This is a genomic window from Solibacillus isronensis (assembly GCF_900168685.1).
GTDB classification, from domain to species: Bacteria; Bacillota; Bacilli; order Bacillales_A; family Planococcaceae; genus Solibacillus; species Solibacillus isronensis_A.
Map to the genome: position 1 here is coordinate 166892 of NZ_FVZN01000011.1, position 22002 is coordinate 188893.

11 protein-coding genes and 14 tRNA genes are annotated in these 22002 nt (G+C 39.5%); 5 read left to right on the forward strand and 20 right to left on the reverse strand.

The features are described from left to right. Positions 1 to 30: 30 nt before the first annotated feature. Both hutU and B5473_RS04815 read right to left on the reverse strand, forming a co-directional pair. Positions 31 to 1692, reverse strand: coding sequence for a urocanate hydratase (hutU, locus tag B5473_RS04810; protein WP_079523930.1), 1662 nt, complete (start codon positions 1690 to 1692; stop codon positions 31 to 33). 25 nt (positions 1693 to 1717) lie between these two features. Further along, positions 1718 to 3052, reverse strand: coding sequence for a YjiH family protein (locus tag B5473_RS04815; protein ID WP_079523931.1), 1335 nt, complete (start codon positions 3050 to 3052; stop codon positions 1718 to 1720). A gap of 157 nt (positions 3053 to 3209) precedes the next feature. Here B5473_RS04815 and B5473_RS04820 point away from each other — a divergent pair, with 157 nt between their 5' ends. Beyond that, positions 3210 to 4679, forward strand: coding sequence for a response regulator transcription factor (locus B5473_RS04820; protein WP_079523932.1), 1470 nt, complete (start codon positions 3210 to 3212; stop codon positions 4677 to 4679). Between the two features lie 82 nt (positions 4680 to 4761). Here the strand turns inward: B5473_RS04820 and B5473_RS04825 are convergent, their stop codons facing one another. Further along, positions 4762 to 6615 carry an SLC13 family permease gene (locus B5473_RS04825; protein ID WP_176142016.1) on the reverse strand — a complete coding sequence of 618 codons (1854 nt, stop codon included), beginning with the start codon at positions 6613 to 6615 and terminating at the stop codon, positions 4762 to 4764. Positions 6616 to 6925: 310 nt separating this feature from the next. Between B5473_RS04825 and B5473_RS04830 the strand changes: the two genes are divergently transcribed. Beyond that, a complete protein-coding gene (locus B5473_RS04830) occupies positions 6926 to 8416 on the forward strand; it encodes a catalase (protein ID WP_079523934.1) in 1491 nt (496 codons plus the stop codon). Positions 8417 to 8620: 204 nt separating this feature from the next. Here B5473_RS04830 and B5473_RS04835 read toward each other — a convergent pair whose 3' ends face one another. Then, a complete protein-coding gene (locus tag B5473_RS04835) occupies positions 8621 to 9550 on the reverse strand; it encodes an AEC family transporter (protein WP_079523935.1) in 930 nt (309 codons plus the stop codon). Positions 9551 to 9709: 159 nt separating this feature from the next. Then, positions 9710 to 14404 (reverse strand): S-layer homology domain-containing protein, encoded by a 4695-nt coding sequence (locus tag B5473_RS20815; protein ID WP_254865243.1) that lies wholly within the window; start codon positions 14402 to 14404, stop codon positions 9710 to 9712. A gap of 237 nt (positions 14405 to 14641) precedes the next feature. On the opposite strand from B5473_RS20815, the gene B5473_RS04845 reads away from it, so the two are divergent. Both B5473_RS04845 and B5473_RS04850 read left to right on the forward strand, forming a co-directional pair. Continuing rightward, positions 14642 to 15703, forward strand: a complete 1062-nt coding sequence (locus tag B5473_RS04845) for an S-layer homology domain-containing protein (protein ID WP_079523936.1) — start codon at positions 14642 to 14644, stop codon at positions 15701 to 15703. Positions 15704 to 15844: 141 nt separating this feature from the next. Continuing rightward, on the forward strand, positions 15845 to 17998 hold the full coding sequence (locus B5473_RS04850) for a leucine-rich repeat domain-containing protein (protein WP_079523937.1): 2154 nt from the start codon (positions 15845 to 15847) through the stop codon (positions 17996 to 17998). A 45-nt stretch (positions 17999 to 18043) separates the two neighbouring features. Here the strand turns inward: B5473_RS04850 and B5473_RS04855 are convergent, their stop codons facing one another. Continuing rightward, positions 18044 to 19057 (reverse strand): MBL fold metallo-hydrolase, encoded by a 1014-nt coding sequence (locus B5473_RS04855; protein ID WP_254865244.1) that lies wholly within the window; start codon positions 19055 to 19057, stop codon positions 18044 to 18046. Positions 19058 to 19285: 228 nt separating this feature from the next. Between B5473_RS04855 and B5473_RS04860 the strand changes: the two genes are divergently transcribed. Continuing rightward, a protein-coding gene (locus tag B5473_RS04860; RefSeq protein WP_139377678.1) for an IS3 family transposase occupies positions 19286 to 20640 on the forward strand; the annotation gives its coding sequence in 2 pieces (ribosomal slippage) (positions 19286 to 19739 and positions 19739 to 20640; 1356 coding nt in all). A gap of 70 nt (positions 20641 to 20710) precedes the next feature. On the opposite strand, the gene B5473_RS04865 is transcribed toward B5473_RS04860, so the two are convergent. From B5473_RS04865 to B5473_RS04930, 14 genes are all read right to left on the reverse strand, one after another. Continuing rightward, positions 20711 to 20782: transfer RNA gene (locus tag B5473_RS04865), tRNA-Glu, on the reverse strand. 2 nt (positions 20783 to 20784) lie between these two features. Next, positions 20785 to 20860: transfer RNA gene (locus B5473_RS04870), tRNA-Asn, on the reverse strand. A 9-nt stretch (positions 20861 to 20869) separates the two neighbouring features. Continuing rightward, a tRNA-Ile gene (locus B5473_RS04875) sits at positions 20870 to 20946 on the reverse strand. A 6-nt stretch (positions 20947 to 20952) separates the two neighbouring features. Continuing rightward, positions 20953 to 21028 (reverse strand) — tRNA-Phe (locus B5473_RS04880). Between the two features lie 11 nt (positions 21029 to 21039). Beyond that, positions 21040 to 21115: transfer RNA gene (locus tag B5473_RS04885), tRNA-Asp, on the reverse strand. Positions 21116 to 21140: 25 nt separating this feature from the next. Beyond that, positions 21141 to 21233: transfer RNA gene (locus tag B5473_RS04890), tRNA-Ser, on the reverse strand. Positions 21234 to 21252: 19 nt separating this feature from the next. Then, positions 21253 to 21328, reverse strand: a tRNA-Ala gene (locus B5473_RS04895). A gap of 8 nt (positions 21329 to 21336) precedes the next feature. Then, positions 21337 to 21413, reverse strand: a tRNA-Pro gene (locus B5473_RS04900). Positions 21414 to 21437: 24 nt separating this feature from the next. Then, positions 21438 to 21514 (reverse strand) — tRNA-Arg (locus B5473_RS04905). A 27-nt stretch (positions 21515 to 21541) separates the two neighbouring features. Beyond that, a tRNA-Leu gene (locus B5473_RS04910) sits at positions 21542 to 21630 on the reverse strand. 4 nt (positions 21631 to 21634) lie between these two features. Further along, positions 21635 to 21709, reverse strand: a tRNA-Gly gene (locus tag B5473_RS04915). 50 nt (positions 21710 to 21759) lie between these two features. After that, positions 21760 to 21835 (reverse strand) — tRNA-Lys (locus B5473_RS04920). Between the two features lie 6 nt (positions 21836 to 21841). Then, positions 21842 to 21917, reverse strand: a tRNA-Thr gene (locus B5473_RS04925). Between the two features lie 9 nt (positions 21918 to 21926). Further along, positions 21927 to 22002 (reverse strand) — tRNA-Val (locus B5473_RS04930).

A 22002-nucleotide genomic window follows, 5' to 3' on the forward strand; every position in this document is an offset into this window, starting at 1 on the left:
TGCATTGTTTATTAAAATAGCCAAAGTTCATCATCCTTTTAGCATCGGCATATTAATACCTTTTTCTTTTGCTGTGCGAACTGCAATGTCGTAGCCTGCATCTGCATGGCGTACAACCCCCATACCCGGGTCTGAAATAAGCACGCGATTGATTTTTTCTGCTGCCAGCTTTGTGCCGTCAGCTACAAGTACTTGGCCGGCATGTTGCGAATAACCCATTCCTACACCGCCGCCATGATGAATGCTCACCCAGCTTGCACCTCCTGCCGTATTTACGAGCGCATTTAATAATGGCCAGTCTGATACAGCATCCGATCCGTCCTGCATCCCTTCCGTTTCACGGTTTGGTGAAGCGACTGATCCGGAGTCCAAATGATCCCGGCCGAATACAATCGGTGCTTTCAATTCTCCATTTGCGACCATCTCGTTCACTCTTAGGGCAAAGCGGTGGCGGTCACCATAACCTAACCAGCAAATACGGGCAGGTAAGCCTTGCCATTTCACCATTTTCTGTGCCATGTCAATCCAGTTTACTAATGCTGTGTCTTCAGCAAACATTTCCTTCGCCAAAGCATCTGTTTTGTAAATATCCTCCGGGTCGCCTGAAAGTGCTGCCCAGCGGAATGGCCCTTTTCCTTCACAGAACAGCGGGCGGATATAGGCAGGTACAAACCCAGGGAAGTCAAAAGCATTTTCTACACCCATTTCCTTTGCATACGCACGGATATTGTTTCCGTAGTCGAATGTTTCCGCACCAGCCTGCTGGAATTCAAGCATTGTTCGTACATGCTCTGCCATCGTTTCCTTCGCACGGCGCTCATATGTTTTTACATCTTTTTTACGCAGTTGAAGTGCTTCCTCCAATGTCATCCCGTTTGGAATATAGCCGTTAATCGGGTCGTGGGCAGATGTCTGGTCTGTCACGAAATCCGGGATCATGCCGCGGTTTAACAGCTCACGGTTAATGTCCGCACAGTTTCCTACTAAACCAATTGACGCAGGTTCTTTAGCTGCTGTTAACTTATTTACAAGTTCAATCGCCTCATCTACTGTTTCGACAAGGTAATCACAGTAGCCTTCATTTATTTTGCGTTCGATTCGTGCACGGTCCACTTCAACAACTAAAATGACCGCTCCCGCCATTTTTCCGGCTAATGGCTGGGCACCACTCATACCGCCCATACCACCAGTTAATATCCACTTACCACGAAGGTCGGCTGTGCCAAACTTCTTTTTCCCTGCTTCCACAAAACTTAAATATGTTCCTTGCAAAATACCTTGTGCCCCGATATAGATCCATGAGCCTGCCGTCATTTGCCCGTACATCATTAAATTGCGTTCTTCCAGTTCATAGAAATGGTCCCAGTTCGCCCATCCAGGCACTAGATTCGAGTTGGCGATCAGTACGCGCGGTGCATTTTCATGTGTTCTGAATACTGCAACCGGTTTTCCGGACTGCACAATCATCGTTTCGTCATTTTCCAGTTCTTTTAATGTTGCAATAAGTTTTTCGTAGCTTTCCCAGTCACGTGCCGCTTTCCCGATACCGCCATATACAACCAGCTCATCCGGATTTTCCGCTACTTCCGGATCCAGATTGTTCATCAGCATGCGCATTGCCGCTTCCTGTGTCCACCCTTTACATGAAAGCTCAGAACCACGTGGTGCACGGATGTTTGTTTTATATACCATAAAAAATCTCTCCTTTAATTTGAAGTTAGAATAAGATAAATGCTATTGGCGTAACGATAATGAGTGTTAAGACAACTCGTTCAAACCAAATAATGAGCATTTGGCGAATTGATAACGGGATGTCTGTCGATAAAATTACCGGAATGACAGCAGAGAAGAATAAAATAGCTGAAATCGAAATAACTGCTACGATAAACTTCGTTACTAGAACTGCTTCTGTTACAATCATTGCCGGTAAGAACATTTCCGCAATTGATAATGACAACGCTTTAGCTGTCAGCATCGGATCCGGAATTTGCAGTAAATACGTAAATGGCGCGAAGATGTATGCCAACCAGTCAAACAGCGGTGTATAAATTGCCAACACCATCCCTAATAGTCCAATGGATAAAATGGAAGGTATGACCCCCATCGCCATAATAAATCCGTCTTTTAAATGAATGTATAAGTTTCTAGGTAAAGACGGGTTGGTCTTTGTTGCTTCAACCGCTTCTGCCCAGGCTACTTTTAAACGATCAGTTTTTACGATCTTTTCAGGCTGAGGTGTTGAACCTTCATAATATTCATCTTTAATTTTATTTAACGGATAAATTCGGGCTGTAATTGCTGTAACGACGAATGTCACAACTAATGTCACCCAGAAAAATAAGTTCCAGTATTCCATTAAATCCAATGTTTTCGCAACGACTACCATGAAAGTAGCTGAAACTGTAGAAAAGCCTGTAGCAATGATGGCTGATTCTCTCGCTGTATATTTTCCTTCTTTATAAACACGGTTCGTCAATATTAAGCCAACCGAATAGCTGCCAACAAATGAAGCTACCGCATCAACTGCTGAACGGCCAGGCGTTTTGAAAATCGGTTTCATTACCGGCTGCATGAGTACCCCTATAAATTCAAGTAAGCCATAGCAAACGAGCAGTGCTAAGAAAACCGATCCGATTGGAATGACGAGTCCTACCGGCTTAATAAGTTTTTCTAATAAAAACGGACCGATATCCGGATTAAATAACCATGCCGGACCAAATCCAAAAATAAGCATTACCCCGGCAACCAGTCCGCCCAATTTAAAAATTGATAGCACCATGTTTACTTTTGAGGTATTCCACTTTTTCGTGACAAATGGATAAAATGCTCCAAGTACTAAAAGAACCAACACATACCCGTTTACTAACGTTGGTGTGAATGTCGTGAATGCACTTACCATATGGTCGATTAAAATCGATGTTTTTCCATTCCATTCGAATGTGATAAAAAAACTAAAAATCCCGATTAAACTGCAAAACACCATTTTCATGAAAATGCTAACTTCAAATTGTGCCACTTTCGGCAGTTCCTGTTCCTCCTGGTACTTTGTCATCCCACCACTCCTTTGTTATTATCATTCTAATTTTCTTTCAATTCGGAATAAATAGAATAGGAACATCGATTGTAGTAATATTTGAATAAAGTAAAATTAAATTGAATGAATTGTAGTATTTATATATGAATTAGTAATTATTAAAGGTGGTGTTCGATTGAAAATCTTAATTGTTGAGCGGGATTTTGAAGAAATTGCAGGAATTGAGTGGTATTTAAAAAATTATTTTATGCGGGAAATTGAAGTAATTGGCGTAATAGATGGCAGTAGAATAATTGAAGCTTTTGAAGAAACTCAGCCCGAATTACTTCTTATTGAAATGGAACTTGTTTCTCCTTCTATAGAGCAGTTTATACAAAAGCAGGCGATCCCCGTTATCGGCATTACAGCGGAGCCTATTTTTCAGCAAGCTATGAAAGCAATACGCTTAAAAGCAATCGATCTTTTTGTGAAGCCCATACCTTTGGAGCAATTAAAGTCTGCTTTGCTGAAAATCCCTTCGACTAAATCGGCAGCAACGTCAAGCAGTACTATTCCAGTCGAGACCCAATTATATTCGGATTTGTATTTAAATAAGCCAGGAAATTTCTCATTGGATGGAAAGTCCTTCTTTTTAATCGAGTGTGCAGATTACGAGCATAATTTTATGCTGTATGAGTGGCTCATTGAACTGCCTATTTTTCAAAACCTTATTGCCCTGCCGCTGCAAAACCGGGTGATTTGTATTGTTGATATCGATGTTTTTACCAATCTATTCAGACAGCTTCGAATCATGAGCCAGGAATGGGAGAAATTCAGTGGGGAATCGCTGAATATTGCTGTCTATGACGGTAAGGAGACAACATTGCTTACTATGTATCAAGCATGTAAAAAGACTTTGGCTCAGCGCTTTTATAAAGGGTATTCCCATATTTTTAAAAGCTCGCAAACACTTCATGTGACAAGACTTGATCCGCTTTTAACTCCAGAGGAACAGCAGCTTTGGATCACGAGCCTTGAAAACGGTGATTTAAAAGCGATTAAAACTTTTTTATATACGCTAACAAAAGGTTCTACCTATTACCATCAGGATGATGTGCGTATTCATTTGACAAGTATTTTAGCGCAAATCCGCCGATTTATGATGAAGTATCATCTGCAGCAGCAAGCTAAAATGGAACAGCAATACCGCGCACTGTTCCATTTTATTTTAGAGCATCCGATTTTATATGCGATTGTACAGGAATTTATTTTATTTACACAACGCTTGATCGATGCGAGGAAAAATTTGCAGCAACAGCAAATTGCCGATTATACGGAGTTGGCTGTTGAAATAATTGAGCGCGACTATAACAATGCTGAGCTGACATTACAGCATGCGGCGAATGAATTAAATATAAGCACCAATTATTTGAGCAATGTATTTTCAAAAAAACGTGGCATTCCGTTCCGGAAATATTTGCAGCAGTATCGCGTACAACAAGCCGAAAAGTTATTAATAGAAACGAGTTTGGGCATCGGAGCAATCGCGGAAATGGTCGGCTTTACGGACGGCAATTACTTCACTAAAGTATTTCGGGAATACTATCAGTTAACCCCTTACCGCTATCGTTTGCAGGTGAGGAAGACAGCCGGGAATTCTGTTTAGGACAATAAAAAATACCTGGGCACATTTTGAAATGGCCTAGGTATTTGTGTCTAATCTTTCCGTGTGTTCATAAATTATCCATTTAAAACGGAAACAGCAACGGTACTGCAATCATCATGATAATAAACATGATAACCTGTAACGGAACACCGACTTTGACGAAATCCATAAATTTATAGCCACCAGCTGTTAATACAAGGGAGTTTGTCGGAGATGCAATCGATGTCGCAAAAGCCATACTCGCAGCAGTTGCTACCCCGATCATAAATGTATACGGGTTCGCATCCATAGCAAGTGCTGCAGTGATGGCAATCGGCGAAAACAGTACCGCTGTTGCCGTATTACTAACAAATTGCCCGAAAACAACGGTTAATAAATAAATCCCCATTAGTACACCATATGGACCGAAATCACCGAGCACACTGATAATGCCTTCTGCGAGAATCGTCATCCCCCCTGTTTTCTCAAGCGCTGTCGCCATCGGAAGCATTGCCGCTACGAGCACAATACTTTCGAAGTTCATTTTACTGTAGGCATCATCCATATTGCGCAAACAGCCTGTAATAATCATAAGAACAGCCCCGATTAATACAGCAATAACGGCGTCGAACACTTCAAACACCATAAGTCCTATCATGAGCAGCATAATAATACCGGCAATCGGTGCCTTTCCGTTTGCGGCAATTGCTCCTGCTAACTCGCGAGGCTGCCCTACTACGACAACATCTTGCGTTTCGCGGGACAACAGCTCGATTTCATCCCATGTTCCCTGCACTAAAATCGCATCACCGAAACGCAGCTTCTGATCTGCCATGTCTTTCAGTAAGTAATCGCCTTTACGGTTGATTCCTAAAATGTTCAAATTATATTTTTCACGGAATCCGATTTTACTGACCGTTTCCTTAATAAGACGTGATTGCGGTGTTAATAATACTTCCGCTACACCAATTTTCTTCGTAACGAGCTCTTTCGCATGATCTTCAAACGGTTGAACAGTCAACTTATAATCATGGGCAAAGCGTGCTACATCATCGGCCAAACCTTGAACATACAGCTCATCGCCGACATGTATAACACTTGTCGGACCCGCCAGCTCCTGGTACGTCATCGGCCGTAAATTAATCCCTTCCTGCGCGGCACCGCGTTTTATTTTCATAATATAAATATGGTAGGTTGCCGGAAGCTTCAAATCAGCAAGCTTTTGTTCTATGATTGTCGAATGCTCGCTAACGACAACGCGGAACAGCTTATCATGCAAATCATATTCCTTAGCAATTTTCTTTGGAGAAAGCTTATACCCCGCACTTGACTGCGAACGGTTTTCTTCATTCGGCAACAGCACATTGCGTACTAATACTAAATAAATAATGACAGTAATCGTCGCAATAATGCCGATTGGAGTAATTGTGAAAAATCCCAGCTTTTCGAAGCCATGATCAACGAGTGTTTGGGAAGCGATCAAGTTTGTTGGAGATGCAATTAACGTCATCAATCCCGACATGCTCGCAATGTAGGATAACGGCATTAAAAATTTGGACGGGCTTACTTTAATGCTGATTGCTATCGAAACAACAATCGGCAGCATTAACGCAACCGTACCTGTATTGCTCATAAACGCACCGACAATCGCGACAATGACAAGCAGTAGAACAAAGAGACGCAGCTCATTATCCCCCGACCATTTCAATAGAAGGTTTCCTGCCATACCAGCAAGTCCTGTTCTTAAAATACCTGCCCCGACAACAAATAGCCCTGCTATCATAATGACTACAGAATTCGAGAACCCTGCCAGCGCTTCTGCAGGTGTTAAAATATTTAATATTACAAATGATAATAATGCCATTACTGCAACAAGATCTGCCCTCAATCGATTCGTCGTAAATAAGATAATCGTAACTGCCAAAATGATAAAAGTTAATGTAAGTTGCATAATCATGTCCCTTCGTATGGTAGTCGCCTCTATTATATAGGAAATAATAGTAGAACTCCCCACATTTGTTGATTTCAAATTAAAAGCTAATATTAACTAAAAACACAGAGCAATATTTACCTTTTCTTGCTAATTAAAGGTATAATTTACTAGTAATCTATATTATCCGAATCTTCTTTAATGTTTATTATTAATAACCAATTCTTTAATATAAAGATTCCTTAAAAAGAATTATTATAATCTAGTAGAAATTATGATTTAGATTTGTTATATTATTTATGAAGAGTTTTTCAAAAAATTTTAGGAGGAACTACATATGACAAACGAACGTTTAACAACAATTACTGGTGCTCCAGTAGTATCAAACGACGATGTACAAACAGCTGGTCGTCGTGGTCCAATTTTATTACAAGACGTATTCCTAATTGAGAAATTAGCGAACTTTAACCGTGAAGTAATTCCTGAGCGTCGTATGCACGCAAAAGGTTCAGGTGCATTCGGTACATTTACTGTAACGCATGACATCACAAAATATTCAAAAGCAAAAATTTTCTCTGAAGTTGGTAAGAAAACAGAAATGTTCGCACGTTTCTCAACTGTAGCAGGTGAGCGCGGTGCGGCTGATGCAGAGCGTGATATTCGCGGTTTTGCATTAAAATTCTATACTGAAGAAGGTAACTGGGATATGGTTGGTAACAACACACCTGTATTCTTCTTCCGTGATCCATTACACTTCCCGGATTTAAACCACGTTGTTAAGCGTGATCCAAAAACAAACATGCACAACGGTAACTCAAACTGGGATTTCTGGACTTCACTACCTGAAGCATTACACCAAGTAACAATCGTAATGTCTGACCGTGGTATTCCAAACGGCTACCGCAAAATGCACGGTTTCGGTTCTCATACTTACTCAATGATCAACGAAGCTGGCGAACGCGTATACGTGAAATTCCACTTCCGTTCTCAACAAGGTATTGAAAACTTAACAGGTGCAGAAGCTGCTGAAATTATCGGTAAAGACCGTGAGTCTTCACAACGTGACCTATTCGAATCAATCGAAAAAGGCGATTTCCCGAAATGGAAAATGTACATCCAAGTGATGACTGAAGAGCAAGCTCGCAACTCTAAGGACAACCCATTCGACTTAACAAAAGTTTGGTACAAGTCTGAGTACCCACTAATTGAAGTTGGGGAATTCGAATTAAACCGTAACCCGGAAAACTACTTCGCTGATGTTGAGCAAGCTGCATTCGCTCCGTCAAACGTTGTACCTGGTATTTCATTCTCACCAGACCGTATGTTACAAGCTCGTTTATTCGCTTACCAAGATGCAACTCGTTACCGTTTAGGCGTTAACCACCACCAAATTCCTGTAAACACACCAAAATGCCCATTCATGGTATATCACCGTGATGGACAAGGCCGTGCTGACGGAAACCGTGGTGCAGCTATTACTTACTATCCAAATAGCTACGGTGCCCTACAAGGTCAGACACAATATAAAGATCCTGCATTAGCTCTTGATGGTCCAGCTGACATCTACGACTTCCGTGAAGATGACAACAACTACTTCGAGCAACCAGGTAAATTATTCCGTCTTCAAACACCGGAACAGCAACAACGTTTATTCGAAACAACTGCTGCTGAAATGAACGGTGTTGAAGAATTCATCAAACGTCGTCACATTTTACACTGCTACTTAGCTGATCCAGCATATGGTGAAGGTGTAGCGAAGGCAATGGGTCTTTCATTAGATGGTATGGACCTTTCAAACCCATACGCTAATGCGGTAAGTATGTACTAAGATGTACTCTATGAATTTAGCTTCTTGCTCAAATTGTTAAATTCACTAGCTTTTCATTAATTTAGTTTTACTAAATTTACGAAAGCGTTATTGATATCCAACTATAATCGCTTACAACCGCAAGTATCTGAGGGGATGCTTGCGGTTTATTTATGGAAAAAGGGCTGCAGTAAAAGTTTAAATTACTTTTACTGCAGCCCTTCTTTATGCAAATAATATTGTCGATAAATAAATAACAAACGTCACTGTTAAACAGCTGATAATCGTAGAAAACAGTACTGTCTGGGCTGCAGTTGCCGATTCAATATCATATTCGAGCGCCAAGCTGGAACTGTTTCTCGATGTCGGGAATGCACTTGCGATAAATAGCGACTGTGCCACTACCCCGTCCAGGCCCAATGCAAAAATAATAAGAAGTGCTGTTGCCGGGCCGACTATTAACCTTGTAAAGCAGCTGACAAAAATCGTTTTATTGAACATCGAACGCATTTCGATTGTAGAAAGCTGTGCCCCTAATGTAATAAGTGCAACCGCCACAAATCCGTCTGCAATATGTTCAAGTGGAATACTAAACGTGTCCGGGATCGGAACGTGAAAGTAATTCAATGCCGCGCCAATAATAAGCGCATGAACAATCGGCATTTTCAAAAAGTCCCGGACAATCGCTATTCCTGATTTTGTTGATGAGATTAAATTATACAAGCCATATGTATACGTCGTCATATTTTGAAAAATAACAAGGATGACTTGTATTGCTACCCCGATCGGCTGGGTCGCGAAAATCATTTGTGCAACCGGAATTCCATAGTTACCGGAGTTAATAAGGACAACACTGTTTTTAAAAACAGCCGATTCCTTTTTATCAAGTTTTAACAGCTTTGCGAGCAGCTGACTTAACAGCATTTGCGCACCGATAAACAAAATAATAAAAATCGTAATTTGCCCGAGAACACTCATTTCAACGGATGTTTCATAAATATTGATAAACACCGCTGCCGGCATGAAACAGTATGTAATGAGATGGGATAATGCTTTAAGGTTAAACTGAAACTTGCGCTGTAAAATGGCACCTATAAAAAGCAAAATTAAAATCGGTGCAACAATTTTGAAGAAAATCATCGATAAATAGACCATGCGAAAACTCCTTTTGTGCATGTGTGCTGTAGTTGTTAATTATAGCGTATTTGTAAAGAAATTGTCAGACGATCCGACAGATTTTTTCGTTTTCAGCTTAGCGATTTATCTCTAAAAAAACCTATGATTTCCGGATAGAAAATCATAGGATTAAACGTTTTATAAGTAATCGATTGCTATTAATGCATTGTAGATTAGTTCGGCAAACTCGCCTCGCGATAATGTTTTCTCAGGGTTAAACAAACCTTTGCCATCAACAACCCCAAACAGCTTTAAAATCGCAATGCTTTGACGTGCTTCCAATGTCAGGTTTGTTATATCCGAATAGCTGAAGTTTAATTCATTGTACGCCTTCGCCAAATCCTGATTTAAATATCGGTACATGTTGGCAATAATGATAGCTGCTTCTTGCTTTGTCACTGTGGCATTAGGTGCGAAACGGCTCGATGTAGCCCCGCTCATAATCCCAGCTTCCAATAAACCTTGAACTAGTTTTAACTGCTGCGTATTTGCTATATCCAAATATTTCGATTTGTTGTTACTTGATACATCAAGTGCAGACGCAATCATCACTGCTGCATCAAGTTTGCTTACTTGTTTATAGCTTTGAACTAGTCGGCTTTTCGTATTAAATACTATGCCGCGCTTTGTCAGCTCTCGAATCGCACGTCCTTGGTCATTATTCGGAATATCCGTATAAATAACCCGGCTGTTCGATGCTTTAAAAGTACCACCTGTCACTGTACGGATAATGAATTTTGAGCCATCCACTTTAAATGATGCCGGTGATGTACCGGTTGACAGAACACGTTGAATAACTTGCGAAGTATTCGCTTTTAATTTAGCTACCGGAATATGAATTTCTACTGTACTTTCAAATGTTTTTGTACGATTTCCTTCTGTAAATTGGATGTGCAACTGATTATTCGTCACATTTACAGACACACCAACAGTAGCTGCAGAAGACTGGATTTCAGATGTAGGAATAACAATCTCAATATCCCCCGCTTTTAAGCGCATATTGCGGTCTGCGATGTTTTTCACTTGAGAAGCGGTAATCTGTGTTGTATAGCGGCCATTTTGGTAAGTCATTGTTTCATATTGTGACCAGTTTGCCGTTTTTGGAATCGATGTCGCCACTGTACTTGCGGAATCATCCGGAATGTAAAGCGGGTCGTATGTCGGCTTCTCAATCACTACTCCGCCTGGCTTTATATCATGAATATAATCTGGGTAATACGTATAAACAAGTTCAATATAATCCGGATCTCTCCACATAGTTTCAAGACGGATAAGCTTTTCCAACACTGTTACATGCCTTTTCGCTTCCGCAGATAAATTGTTGTAAAGTGAACGAGCTTTCGCTATTTCCTGTGTCGTCGAGCTGCGGCTAATATCATTCATGTATACATCAAATGCATTGGCATCAAGCTTTGCCTGCTTCACAACAGTATTTTGATAAATAATATAATTCTCGCCATCAATTAAAAGATAAAGGTTTGTTACAAACGACTTCGCAAAATCACTCAATGAATTGTACGCCAGCCGAATACTCTTGATCTGAGCTTCAGTGTATTTTGTTTTATCAATGCGATTTATACGATCCATCACGACTTTCGCTTCTTTTTCAGCCTGCGCGATTTGTGTCCCCATTAATAATTCGAAGTACTCTAGATTTTCCGTTACTTTCTTGGGTACTAGCCTTCTTGCTTCTTCCGTCAATGCTGTATAAGCATCACGAGCAGCTTTAATTTCATTTGGCGTCGATTCATTGTTCAGAACCTGAATTAATTCCACTACCTTTTCAGCTGCAATTTTGTTTAAAAGTTCTATTTCCAACGCTTCTAAAGCTTCTATAAGTAAATCAAGTTTACCGTAATTATTTATTTTGTCTTGTTGCTCTTGTGTAAGTTCATTATAAGCTGCACGTACATTTTCAATATCCTCTTTTGTCGATTGACTATTTAATGCTTCAATTGCATTATTTACATCATCGATTGCTTTTTGAAAAGCTGTTGCATCTTTTGATACTTTATCCCATAACCCTAATAGTTTTTCTTTGTTTATTACAAGATTTTTTACCTCTTCTGGTAATGCCTGATAAGTTTGATAAACGACCTGTACTTCTGAATAAGACGACTCCTCAGATAATAGCTCAATACTATCAATAATATTTTGTGCTTCTGTTGCCAGCAACGCTTCTTTAATACGCTTTTCCTGAATATTTAACTTTTCCAAACCCTCGATAAAGAACTTTTCAAATCGTCGATCAGTAGCAATTATATCCGTATATCGCTGTCTTACTTCCTGAATAGTTGTTGTCGAAGCTTCGTCATCAAGGGTACCCATTTCAATTATTAATGGCTTGGCAGAATTAATAGCTAATCCTTTCAACTGGCGGTATTCAATTAATTTTGCTCTTACTTCTGTTGATAATAATGCAACCGCTTGTTCTTCTGTAATACCTAAATTGGCAGCAACTACACTTACAGAATCGGCTGACGTCACCTGACTTATTAAATTGTCTAAAGAAGTCATTTCTGAAAAATCCAGTGTTGTAATTCCACTTATCAAAGCTTTTAATGATGCATCTTCAGAAATAACATTTATGCGATTCACTAAACTTTTCAGCTTTTCAGTATTTTCTTCAGAAATAGCTTTTTTCTGTGCCAGCTTCATTCCATTGTATAGTGCTTGCGCCAGTTGTACTTTTCCAACATACTCATCTGTAATAGTATCGGATATTGTGAGACTGTTTATCAACTCGTTCAATTGTTCAATTTGACCCTTCATCGATGTCATTAAAGCCAGCTTTTCTTTAACTATATTGCCATCCGCACTTTTAATAATATATTTTTGACTTGTGAGAAGATCATCGTACTGTTCTCTTATGACTTCCATAGTTGTTAGAAAATCAGATGCATCTTCATCTATAACTTTTATTGTATTAATAAAATCCTCTGTTTCTTGACGAAGATATACTGCACGTTCACGATAAGTTTCAATATCACCAAGTCTCGGAACTCCGTTGCGAATCGATGGCAAATAACTATCAAATTTTTTCAGAAAATCTTCAACAAATACAATAAAATCCGGAATTTGTACAAACGGATCATCATTTGTCACACTCGCTACTTTTGAATCTAAGTTCTTTTTTAATTGACGTGCAGTGTCTACTTTTTTCACTGCATCTAGTAAAATAGAATAATTATAAACGGCTGATTTATTACTAAGTCCGTTATAAGCACTTTGTGCATCATCTACATTTTTTACATAACTTTCGTCCATTTCATCCAACTTGTTGATAATATCCACAACTGCAGATGTTTTTACATCGCTGGTCAAAGCTTCTTCGATTTCTTTTAGTTTCTGGTAATTAGATACTAGTAATCGCTGCCCTTCTGTTAGTGCCACATATAATTCTCGTGTAGCCATTACCGCTTCTTTAAATGTTTGCGTAGATTGATTTCCTGTATCCACTAATTTCTGAATTTCGGAAATTACCTTATTTGCCTTCTCATTATTCAAATCTTCTATACGTGACAATGGCAAAAATCCGGTATCTCCGTTAATCGTTTTATAACTTAAAATATTTGTCCCTAATTCAATCGACTGCAACTGCTCTTTTAAAACCAATTCAGGTTTATTTGAATTAAGTTCATAGCGATATAAATACTTTCCTTGGCTATCATTTATAAAATATAAGTATTTCCCTACAACCTCAATATTTGCTGCATCGCCAGACGTTTGCTCATAATAAACAATGCGACCTGTACCTGTCGTTGCATCACTACGATCAATTGCTAATGGAGTTGATGTAAGTGAAGTTAAATCCAATTGATATATTTCACCTGATGTTTGTGCATTCGGATAATATATATGCGTTGTTGATTGCGCTTGATTGTCAATCGTTTTGAAGTAATTGTATGTTGTATCTGTAACTTCAAAGTTTTCCTCATTTAAAATACGACGCTCATTTGGTGAGTACGTCAAGAAATGGCGATATTGAATACGATTGTCACTTTTTTCTGCTGTATCGTTACTAGTTGCATCAAGGTGATACCACTTCATACCGATTTTTACAATATTCCATGAACGGTATTCTCCATTTACAATTCCATATACATAACGGACCTCCATTGATGGAACTTGTTTTAGCAAAGTGTACATCCATAACGCATAGGCATGCGATGATAATCCGCTTATAGAAGCTAAGCGGTGATTTGTAGCTACATAATGCGTACTTTTCACTACATAGTCATGTATAACTTTAATTTTTGCAACTTCACCTGATGCCTCATCTACCTTTGCCTTAATATCACTATACTTAGCCTTTGCAGCATTGAAGTTAGTAGGTTGACCATTTGTGATTGTATCGTAGTAGTTAACTGAGAAATCTAATTTCACCGATGTTAATACATCATTTTTTTTCGTTTCAGTCGCTTTTACACGCATATTATTAAAAATCCCATAAACTTCAGTTACATCAAATGTTACGGTGTCACTAGAAGAATTTGTTGCAACTTTTGATGTATTTAATTCAGATAACAACTCTCCCATCACTTTTTCAATTGCAATTTTATATGATGCAGTTTCTGCACCTGTATATGTAATCGTAAATCCTTTATTAAAACTCGCTAATTCAATTAAAATTTGATTTTTTAAATCCTTTTCATTATCTATCTTAAATGTCTTTGTGCTCGTTTGTTCTATAACTGAGGAAATCCCAGTAAAGCTATTCTTAATTTCAAAAATTTGTGAAGTAGTCACTTCCTCAGCCTGCACTGTCCCGGCAACAACAACACTTGCAGGAACTGCAACTAATGCTGCTATAATCTTTTTCGATTGGTTCATATAAGATTTCTCCTTCAATTTCTATTTATGTACATAACTCAATACATTTTATATCGGTTCATATACCATATTTTAGAACAAAAATAGGTAGTTAATTATAAAAAAGAATGTATTTATGAAAGTAATCTTAGGAAAATATGAGCCCACATTTTTATAAGCGGGATGATTTTGTTAATTTGCGCGGAAAATATGAACATGCTACAGTAAAATTAATCCAATTATAAAGGAGGCTTTTTTATGAAACGCTTCTACTTAGCATTTATTTCTATTATTTTAGGGCTGTCTTTTTTTATCTTTCCAACTAACTCGGTAGCAGCAAAGCAAATTTTTAAAGATGTTCCACCAGACCATTATGCGTATGATGCGATTAAATGGGCATACGATTTCAATATTATAAACGGCTATGCTAACGGTACATTCCGTCCAAACCAACCGGTCACAGAACAACAATTTGCTCAAATTTTAGTAGGCTACTTTGATTTGGAGCCTGTCTCGGAAGAACTGGAAAAATTCACGCCGAAAGCGATCCCATCCGATGCGAACTATAATACGCTTGCTGCCTATCAAGTACCTTTAAACGGCTATTTTCATAACAATATCCGAGGAAATGCTGTAAAACGTGGGACTGTTGCACAGGCAATTGCCTACATAGCAGATGGACAAACGACTTTAAATAAAGCAATCCGTTTTTTACTCGATCACCATATTTCTAACGGACAAAATGCAAAGTATGAGCAAACAAATTTACAGCGTTTTTTCGGTACAACAAATAATTTAACGCGTGCCCAGCTTGTTCTATTTTTTTATAACATGCAAAATAAAAACTTCTTTTATCGTTCTGACATAGCAGAAGAGAGCTTTTCTAGTAATAGCCCTCTTTATCAGCGTGCTTCCTCAGCTCGCAATATGCTAGATCGCTCACTGCTTGCTGGTGCAAACTGGTCCCCTGCTGCCGACAAAAAACCAAGTAAAACTTGGAACGGCGAGTATACGTATTTTCATACTTACGGAAAAGGCGACCTGGATTCAAAGGGACGTGTATTAACAATCTCTAATAGTACGAAAACCGGTTTCCAATTGACCTATTATACTTATGATGGTTGGGCATCCGGCACGATTGAAGGAACGGCGACATTTACATCTGATACAAAAGCACGGTTAACTAAAACAGCTGACGGTGACCGGTGTGTTATTGAGTTCGAAAGGCTTACTAACAAGACAGTTAAAACAACCGAGTTTTACTGTGAAACAGGCCGTGATCAAGGAACGACATATAATGGAACGCTCACTTTGGAGTAACAAAAAGGTTCTTGTCTAATAAGGTGGAAGGAACCTTTTCAAGTTGGAATTTATCACTAAAAAATATTTACTTTATTTTGAAACTTATATCCAAATAATCCGTCTGTACGTTAATTCCAAAATAAAGAAAGGATTTAACCTATGAAAAAAATCATTATTACCTGTGCGTTAATGCTCGTTTCTATTATCGGATTTTGCAGTTCTGCAACTGCGGCACCCTATGAGACATACAAAAATTTATATTATGTAATTTTTACAGCTGAAAGTGGAAAGCAAGAGGTACGAATTCTTGGCTCTTCTGCACCAAAAAACTTAATAATTCCCGAAACAATCGCCGGCTATCCAGTAACGGAAATTGCGGATAATGCTTTTGCGATTGATATTGAGTGGTTTAATTATGATGCTCCTGATTATGAAAAGAGAATTGTCCATACCGTTAGTTTTCCGAAAACGTTGAAACGAATCGGTGATGGAGCATTTACATACAACTCCCTTCAAAACGTTACATTACCAGCCGGACTTGAAGAAATCGGGACAGAAGCTTTTATGGGAAATTCTATGTCATCCCTTACTGTTCCGGATTCAGTCACAACAATCGGTGCATCCATCGTCGGCACTCTATATAGCGATCGTAATGTAGAGGTGATTTTACCTGCTCATTTACAAAATAATCAGGACCACCAATATGAAAATTTATATTATGCCATTACCGAAAATAACGGTAAACAGGAAATTAAAATTACCGGCTTTGACGAAAATGCAGGTGCTGAGTCCTTCAATATTCCAGCTGCAATCAACGGGATTCCCGTTACCGAAATTGCACCATTTGCCTTTACAACTAAACATTCCATCATTCCGGCTACTCACAAAGCAATGAATAAAGAGCCATTTAGTGTAACATTACCAAATACAATTCGTGTTATCGGACCTTATGCATTTGCATCCGTTAATTACGATAAAAATAAGCCGCTTCAACTTCCTGCTAGTTTGGAAGTAATCGGCAACAATGCGTTCAGCTTCAGTGAGAATATATTCGGAGGTAAAACTCTTGTCTTACCGAACAACTTGAAAACAATCGGTAAGGAAGCATTCAGCAATAATAAAATTGCCGGCGTAACAATTCCTGATTCTGTTACGCACCTTGGCCGTAAAGTCTTTTATTTAAACCGCTTGTCCCAAGTAAAAGTCGGCATTGGCATTAAAAATATTCCAGACTTTGCTTTTGCAAACAATGCCATTACAAGTTTAACTTTACCGAATTCATTACAGACAATTGGCCACAGTGCATTCCAGTACAATAAGCTGCCGCGCCTATCATTACCGAACAGCGTGACAAATATAGGACAGGATGCATTTGCCTTTAATAGTTTGACTGCATTAACGTTGTCAGATGGATTAAAAACTGTTTCGGCCAATGCATTTGCGAACAATAAACTAACAGATGTAACGATTCCAAAATCTGTCGTGGCCATTGAAAGTTTCGCTTTCCATACAAATAAACTTAAATCCGTAAAATTCCCGGCAACATTAAAGCTAATTGGTGACCAAGCTTTTGAAACAAACGAATTAACATCGCTAACACTCCCGGAAAATGTGCAAAGTATTAAATACGGCGCCTTTAGCGATAATAAATTAACTAAAATCACCATTCCGTCAAAGCTAACTGTGATTGAAAGCTTTGTTTTTGCGGATAACAATTTAACTAAAGTGACGATTCCTAAAAACATTAAAGTTATCGAACAATATGCATTCATAGACAATGCTTTATCATCTGTTTCATTAAAATACGGCTTAACATCAATTGGCCAGCATGCCTTTGATATGAACAGGTTAACTTCTCTCGTCATACCGGACAGTGTAACAGCGATGGGACCGTATGTATTTGCTAATAACAAATTAAAATCCGTTCAAATTTCTAAAAATATAAAAGTATTGAAAGAAGCTGCGTTTGCGAACAATGCGCTAAGTTCGGTTTCGATTCCTTCTAAAGTAACGACGATCAGCAATGGTGCGTTTTTCAATAATAAGCTGACAAAGCTGACAGTGCCTGCAAATGTCCAGTCAGTAGAGTTCAGTTCAGTGCTTATGAACCCGCTCAAAACTATTACATTAAAAGGAAAGAAAACAACAATCATTAAGTCCACTAATATTAGTAAAGCATCTGCTAATTATCAATTTGGACTAAATACAAAACCGCTGAACAATCTGTATACAACGAACAAGTATACAAAAGCTTTCGCAAAGTGGAATAAGCCCCAAACAACTCCGACGACACTTTATGTGAGATGGAAATAATATCTATAACAAAAACAGCTGCCTCCCCCAGGCAGCTGTTTTCATTTATTTTTCAATCAAACTTGTTACCGTAAAATACCATTCCCCGTTCCGCAACTCACGCACAATCAAACCGCGTTGTTCTGCCAGGAGCGTTAATCCGATTATTTCAGAAATTATAAATGTAAAATATTTCGCAAAGCGGGCACCGTAGATTGCTTCTCCTAATTGTTTGGCCGTATGATGTCTTTCACTAATTTTGGATACAGCCTTTTGCAGCTTGTATTCTATTTTACTTAAGCTTTTCTCCATCACTTCATTCAAGTTTTCATAAATCTCTTTATGCCCGGCAAATACGGTGCGCACATTGTAAGCTTTCGTTTTCTCAATCGAGTCTATATATTGGCTAATCGGGTTCGTTACGTTACCTGAATCGTCATGGTCGATTAAAGCATTTGTCATACCCGTAGCCAGTAAAAAGTCCCCTGCAAATAACCAGCCTGTCTCCTCATCAAATAAACATATTGAATCCGGTGAGTGCCCGGGAGCAGCAATTACCCGTAATCCTGCGATTTCTTGCCCTTCTTCCAGTTTTAGAATTGGCGGATAGATCATTACGTGTTCTTTATTGTGAAGGGTATTCTCCATTTTCGCCATTCGTTCTTGGGCAAATTCCGGGACGCCGTATTGCTCATACAACCCATAGTAAAAGGTAAGCTTCTGCTGTAAGTAATCATCTTCACACTTCAAACGGGGAATGGCGATTTCACTGGCATAGACCGGGACCGGATATTCTTTTGTAATTGGATTTACTACCCCGATATGGTCATTATGAAAATGCGTTAAAATAATACGGGTAATTTGGGTAATTTTAATATTATAGTCTTTCAATCTTTGAAAGAAAAATTGCTCAAATTCATCATTTTTAATACCCGCATCAATTAATGTAAAATCTTCTCCATTTTGGTATACATAACAGTTAATACTCCCTAGTCCACTATAGTCAGAAGGGAAAATAATCGGGTAGACTGCTTTATTACCTTTTTTTATGATCGCATCCAATTTTCCACCTGCTCCCACTGTTTTATACGCAGAAAGGGCATGCCCCAAAATCCATTCCAGACAGCCCCCTCTATTGTATCTTTATAATACCTTACTATTCGTACTTCAAACAGTGAATACTTCCGTTATTACTCAATTATGTAGCAACAGGAAATACAAATTTTTAGAGAAAAGAAAAAACACATTGCAAAATGAACTGCACCCCAATTGTTAGACACATCTAACAATAGGAGGTGCAGTTTTTATATGGCGAAATATTCAGCAGAGGAAAAACTGAAAGCCGTTTTACGATACCTAGAGGGGAAAGAGAGTTCTATCGAAATCGCCCGATCGATAGGAACAGACCATGCGGCAATTATAAAATGGACAAAACAATATAGATATAACGGAGCAGAAGCCTTTATAAAACGATATACAAATTACTCGGCGCAGTTTAAACTAGACGTACTAAATCACATGATTGAATACGGTACGTCCTTAAATGAAACAGCGGCTATTTTTGGTATAGCAGCACCATCAACCATACTTCAATGGCGAAAACAGTTTGAAACAAAAGGATTCGATGCCCTTCAATCAAAGAAAAAGGGGCGTCCATCCATGAAAAAAGAAACGAACAAACAATCAAAAATAGCACCAGTAGAAGGCTCACCTGAAGCACTTCAAGCCGAAATCAATCGTCTGCGTATGGAAAACGAGTATTTAAAAAAGTTGAACGCCTTAGTTCAAGCCAAGGAAAAATCACCAAAGAAGACAAAGTAAAGGTCATCTATGAATTAAGGCATAAATACTCGGTGAAGGCGCTTGTGGCATTCGCAGGCATTCCACGCAGCACGTACTATGATTTAGTAAAGAAGATGAATCGACCTGATCCAGATGCCGAACTAAAAGATGACATTCAATCGATTTATGAGGAACACGAAGGACGTTACGGGTATCGTCGTATACGTGATGAGCTAGCGAATCGTGGACAAAAGGTGAACCATAAAAAGGTTCAGCGTATCATGAAAGAACTAGGTTTAAAGTGCTTAGTGCGTATGAAGAAATACAAATCTTATAAAGGTACAGTCGGTAAAATTGCGCCGAATATTTTAGATCGTAACTTTACGGCTGAATGTCCAAATCAAAAGTGGGTAACGGATATTACGGAGTTTAAATTATTTGGTGAAAAGCTCTATTTATCGCCTGTTTTAGACTTATTTAATGGCGAAATCATCAGCTATACAATCGGTTCAAGACCGACGTACTCTTTAGTCTCAGAGATGTTGGATCAGGCTTTAGAACGCTTGCCCGCAGAACATCAGCTATTAATGCATTCCGATCAAGGCTGGCATTATCAAATGAAACAATATCGCCATGCGCTCCAATCAAGGGGCATTGTGCAAAGTATGTCACGTAAAGGCAACTGTTACGATAATTCCGTAATGGAGAACTTCTTTGGCATTATGAAGTCTGAATTCCTCTACTTAAAGGAATTCGAAAGTGTAGAGCACTTTAAGCAACAACTAGAAAACTATATAAACTATTACAACACGAAACGAATTAAGGCAAAATTAAAACTGAGCCCGGTACAATACCGAACTCAGTTTAACCGAGCTGCCTAAATGAAATAACCGTGTCTAACTTTTAGGGGTCACTTCAAAAATTTGCAATGTGTTTTCATTCAAGTGTATATGACCCGTACGGGATTCGAACCCGTGTTACCGCCGTGAAAGGGCGGTGTCTTAACCACTTGACCAACGGGCCAATGGCTCCGAAGGCAGGACTCGAACCTGCGACCTGCCGGTTAACAGCCGGATGCTCTACCAACTGAGCTACTTCGGAATAATACTATGGTGGGCCTAAATGGACTCGAACCATCGACCTCACGCTTATCAGGCGTGCGCTCTAACCAGCTGAGCTATAGGCCCATAGTATGGTGGGTTTGGACGGAATCGAACCGCCGACACTTAGAGCTTCAATCTAATGCTCTACCAACTGAGCTACAAACCCATAAAAAAAAATGGCGGTCCCGACCGGGATCGAACCGGCGATCTCCTGCGTGACAGGCAGGCATGTTAACCGCTACACCACGGGACCAACATTTAAAGAAAAAATATTAAAATGGAGGAGGTAGAGGGATTCGAACCCCCGCGCGGTGTTACCCGCCTGTCGGTTTTCAAGACCGATCCCTTCAGCCAGACTTGGGTATACCTCCAAAGGGAATAAAATATAAATGGTGGAGCCTAGCGGGATCGAACCGCTGACCTCCTGCGTGCAAGGCAGGCGCTCTCCCAGCTGAGCTAAGGCCCCATAAATAATGGTCGGAATGACAGGATTCGAACCTACGACCCCTTGGTCCCAAACCAAGTGCTCTACCAAGCTGAGCTACATTCCGAATATGTCAGTAAAAAATATATTATGGCGCGCCCGGCAGGAGTCGAACCCACAACCTTCTGATCCGTAGTCAGACGCTCTATCCAATTGAGCTACGGGCGCGCATTATTAGAGATTGGAATTATAAAATGGTGCCGAGGGCCGGAATCGAACCGGCACGGTGATCACTCACCGCAGGATTTTAAGTCCTGTGCGTCTGCCAGTTCCGCCACCCCGGCATTTTGGAGCGGAAGACGAGGTTCGAACTCGCGACCCCCACCTTGGCAAGGTGGTGTTCTACCACTGAACTACTTCCGCAAAATGCTTAAGATCATTTATATCTGACAGTAAGTATAATTTTATAAAACTGGTGAGCCATGAAGGACTCGAACCTTCGACCCTCTGATTAAAAGTCAGATGCTCTACCAACTGAGCTAATGGCTCTCTAAATGGTGCCGGCGAAAGGAGTCGAACCCTCGACCTACTGATTACAAGTCAGTTGCTCTACCAACTGAGCTACACCGGCATTTAGAAATGGTGGAGGATGACGGGCTCGAACCGCCGACCCCCTGCTTGTAAGGCAGGTGCTCTCCCAGCTGAGCTAATCCTCC

What these genes read in the sequence shown, in the direction of transcription:
- hutU (WP_079523930.1), bottom strand. Translation starts at nt 1,692, where the DNA reads ATGGTATATAAAACAAACATCCGTGCACCACGTGGTTCTGAGCTTTCA.
- B5473_RS04815 (WP_079523931.1), bottom strand. Translation starts at nt 3,052, where the DNA reads ATGACAAAGTACCAGGAGGAACAGGAACTGCCGAAAGTGGCACAATTT.
- B5473_RS04825 (WP_176142016.1), bottom strand. Translation starts at nt 6,615, where the DNA reads ATGATTATGCAACTTACATTAACTTTTATCATTTTGGCAGTTACGATT.
- B5473_RS04830 (WP_079523934.1), top strand. Translation starts at nt 6,926, where the DNA reads ATGACAAACGAACGTTTAACAACAATTACTGGTGCTCCAGTAGTATCA.
- B5473_RS04835 (WP_079523935.1), bottom strand. Translation starts at nt 9,550, where the DNA reads ATGGTCTATTTATCGATGATTTTCTTCAAAATTGTTGCACCGATTTTA.
- B5473_RS20815 (WP_254865243.1), bottom strand. Translation starts at nt 14,404, where the DNA reads ATGAACCAATCGAAAAAGATTATAGCAGCATTAGTTGCAGTTCCTGCA.
- B5473_RS04845 (WP_079523936.1), top strand. Translation starts at nt 14,642, where the DNA reads ATGAAACGCTTCTACTTAGCATTTATTTCTATTATTTTAGGGCTGTCT.
- B5473_RS04850 (WP_079523937.1), top strand. Translation starts at nt 15,845, where the DNA reads ATGAAAAAAATCATTATTACCTGTGCGTTAATGCTCGTTTCTATTATC.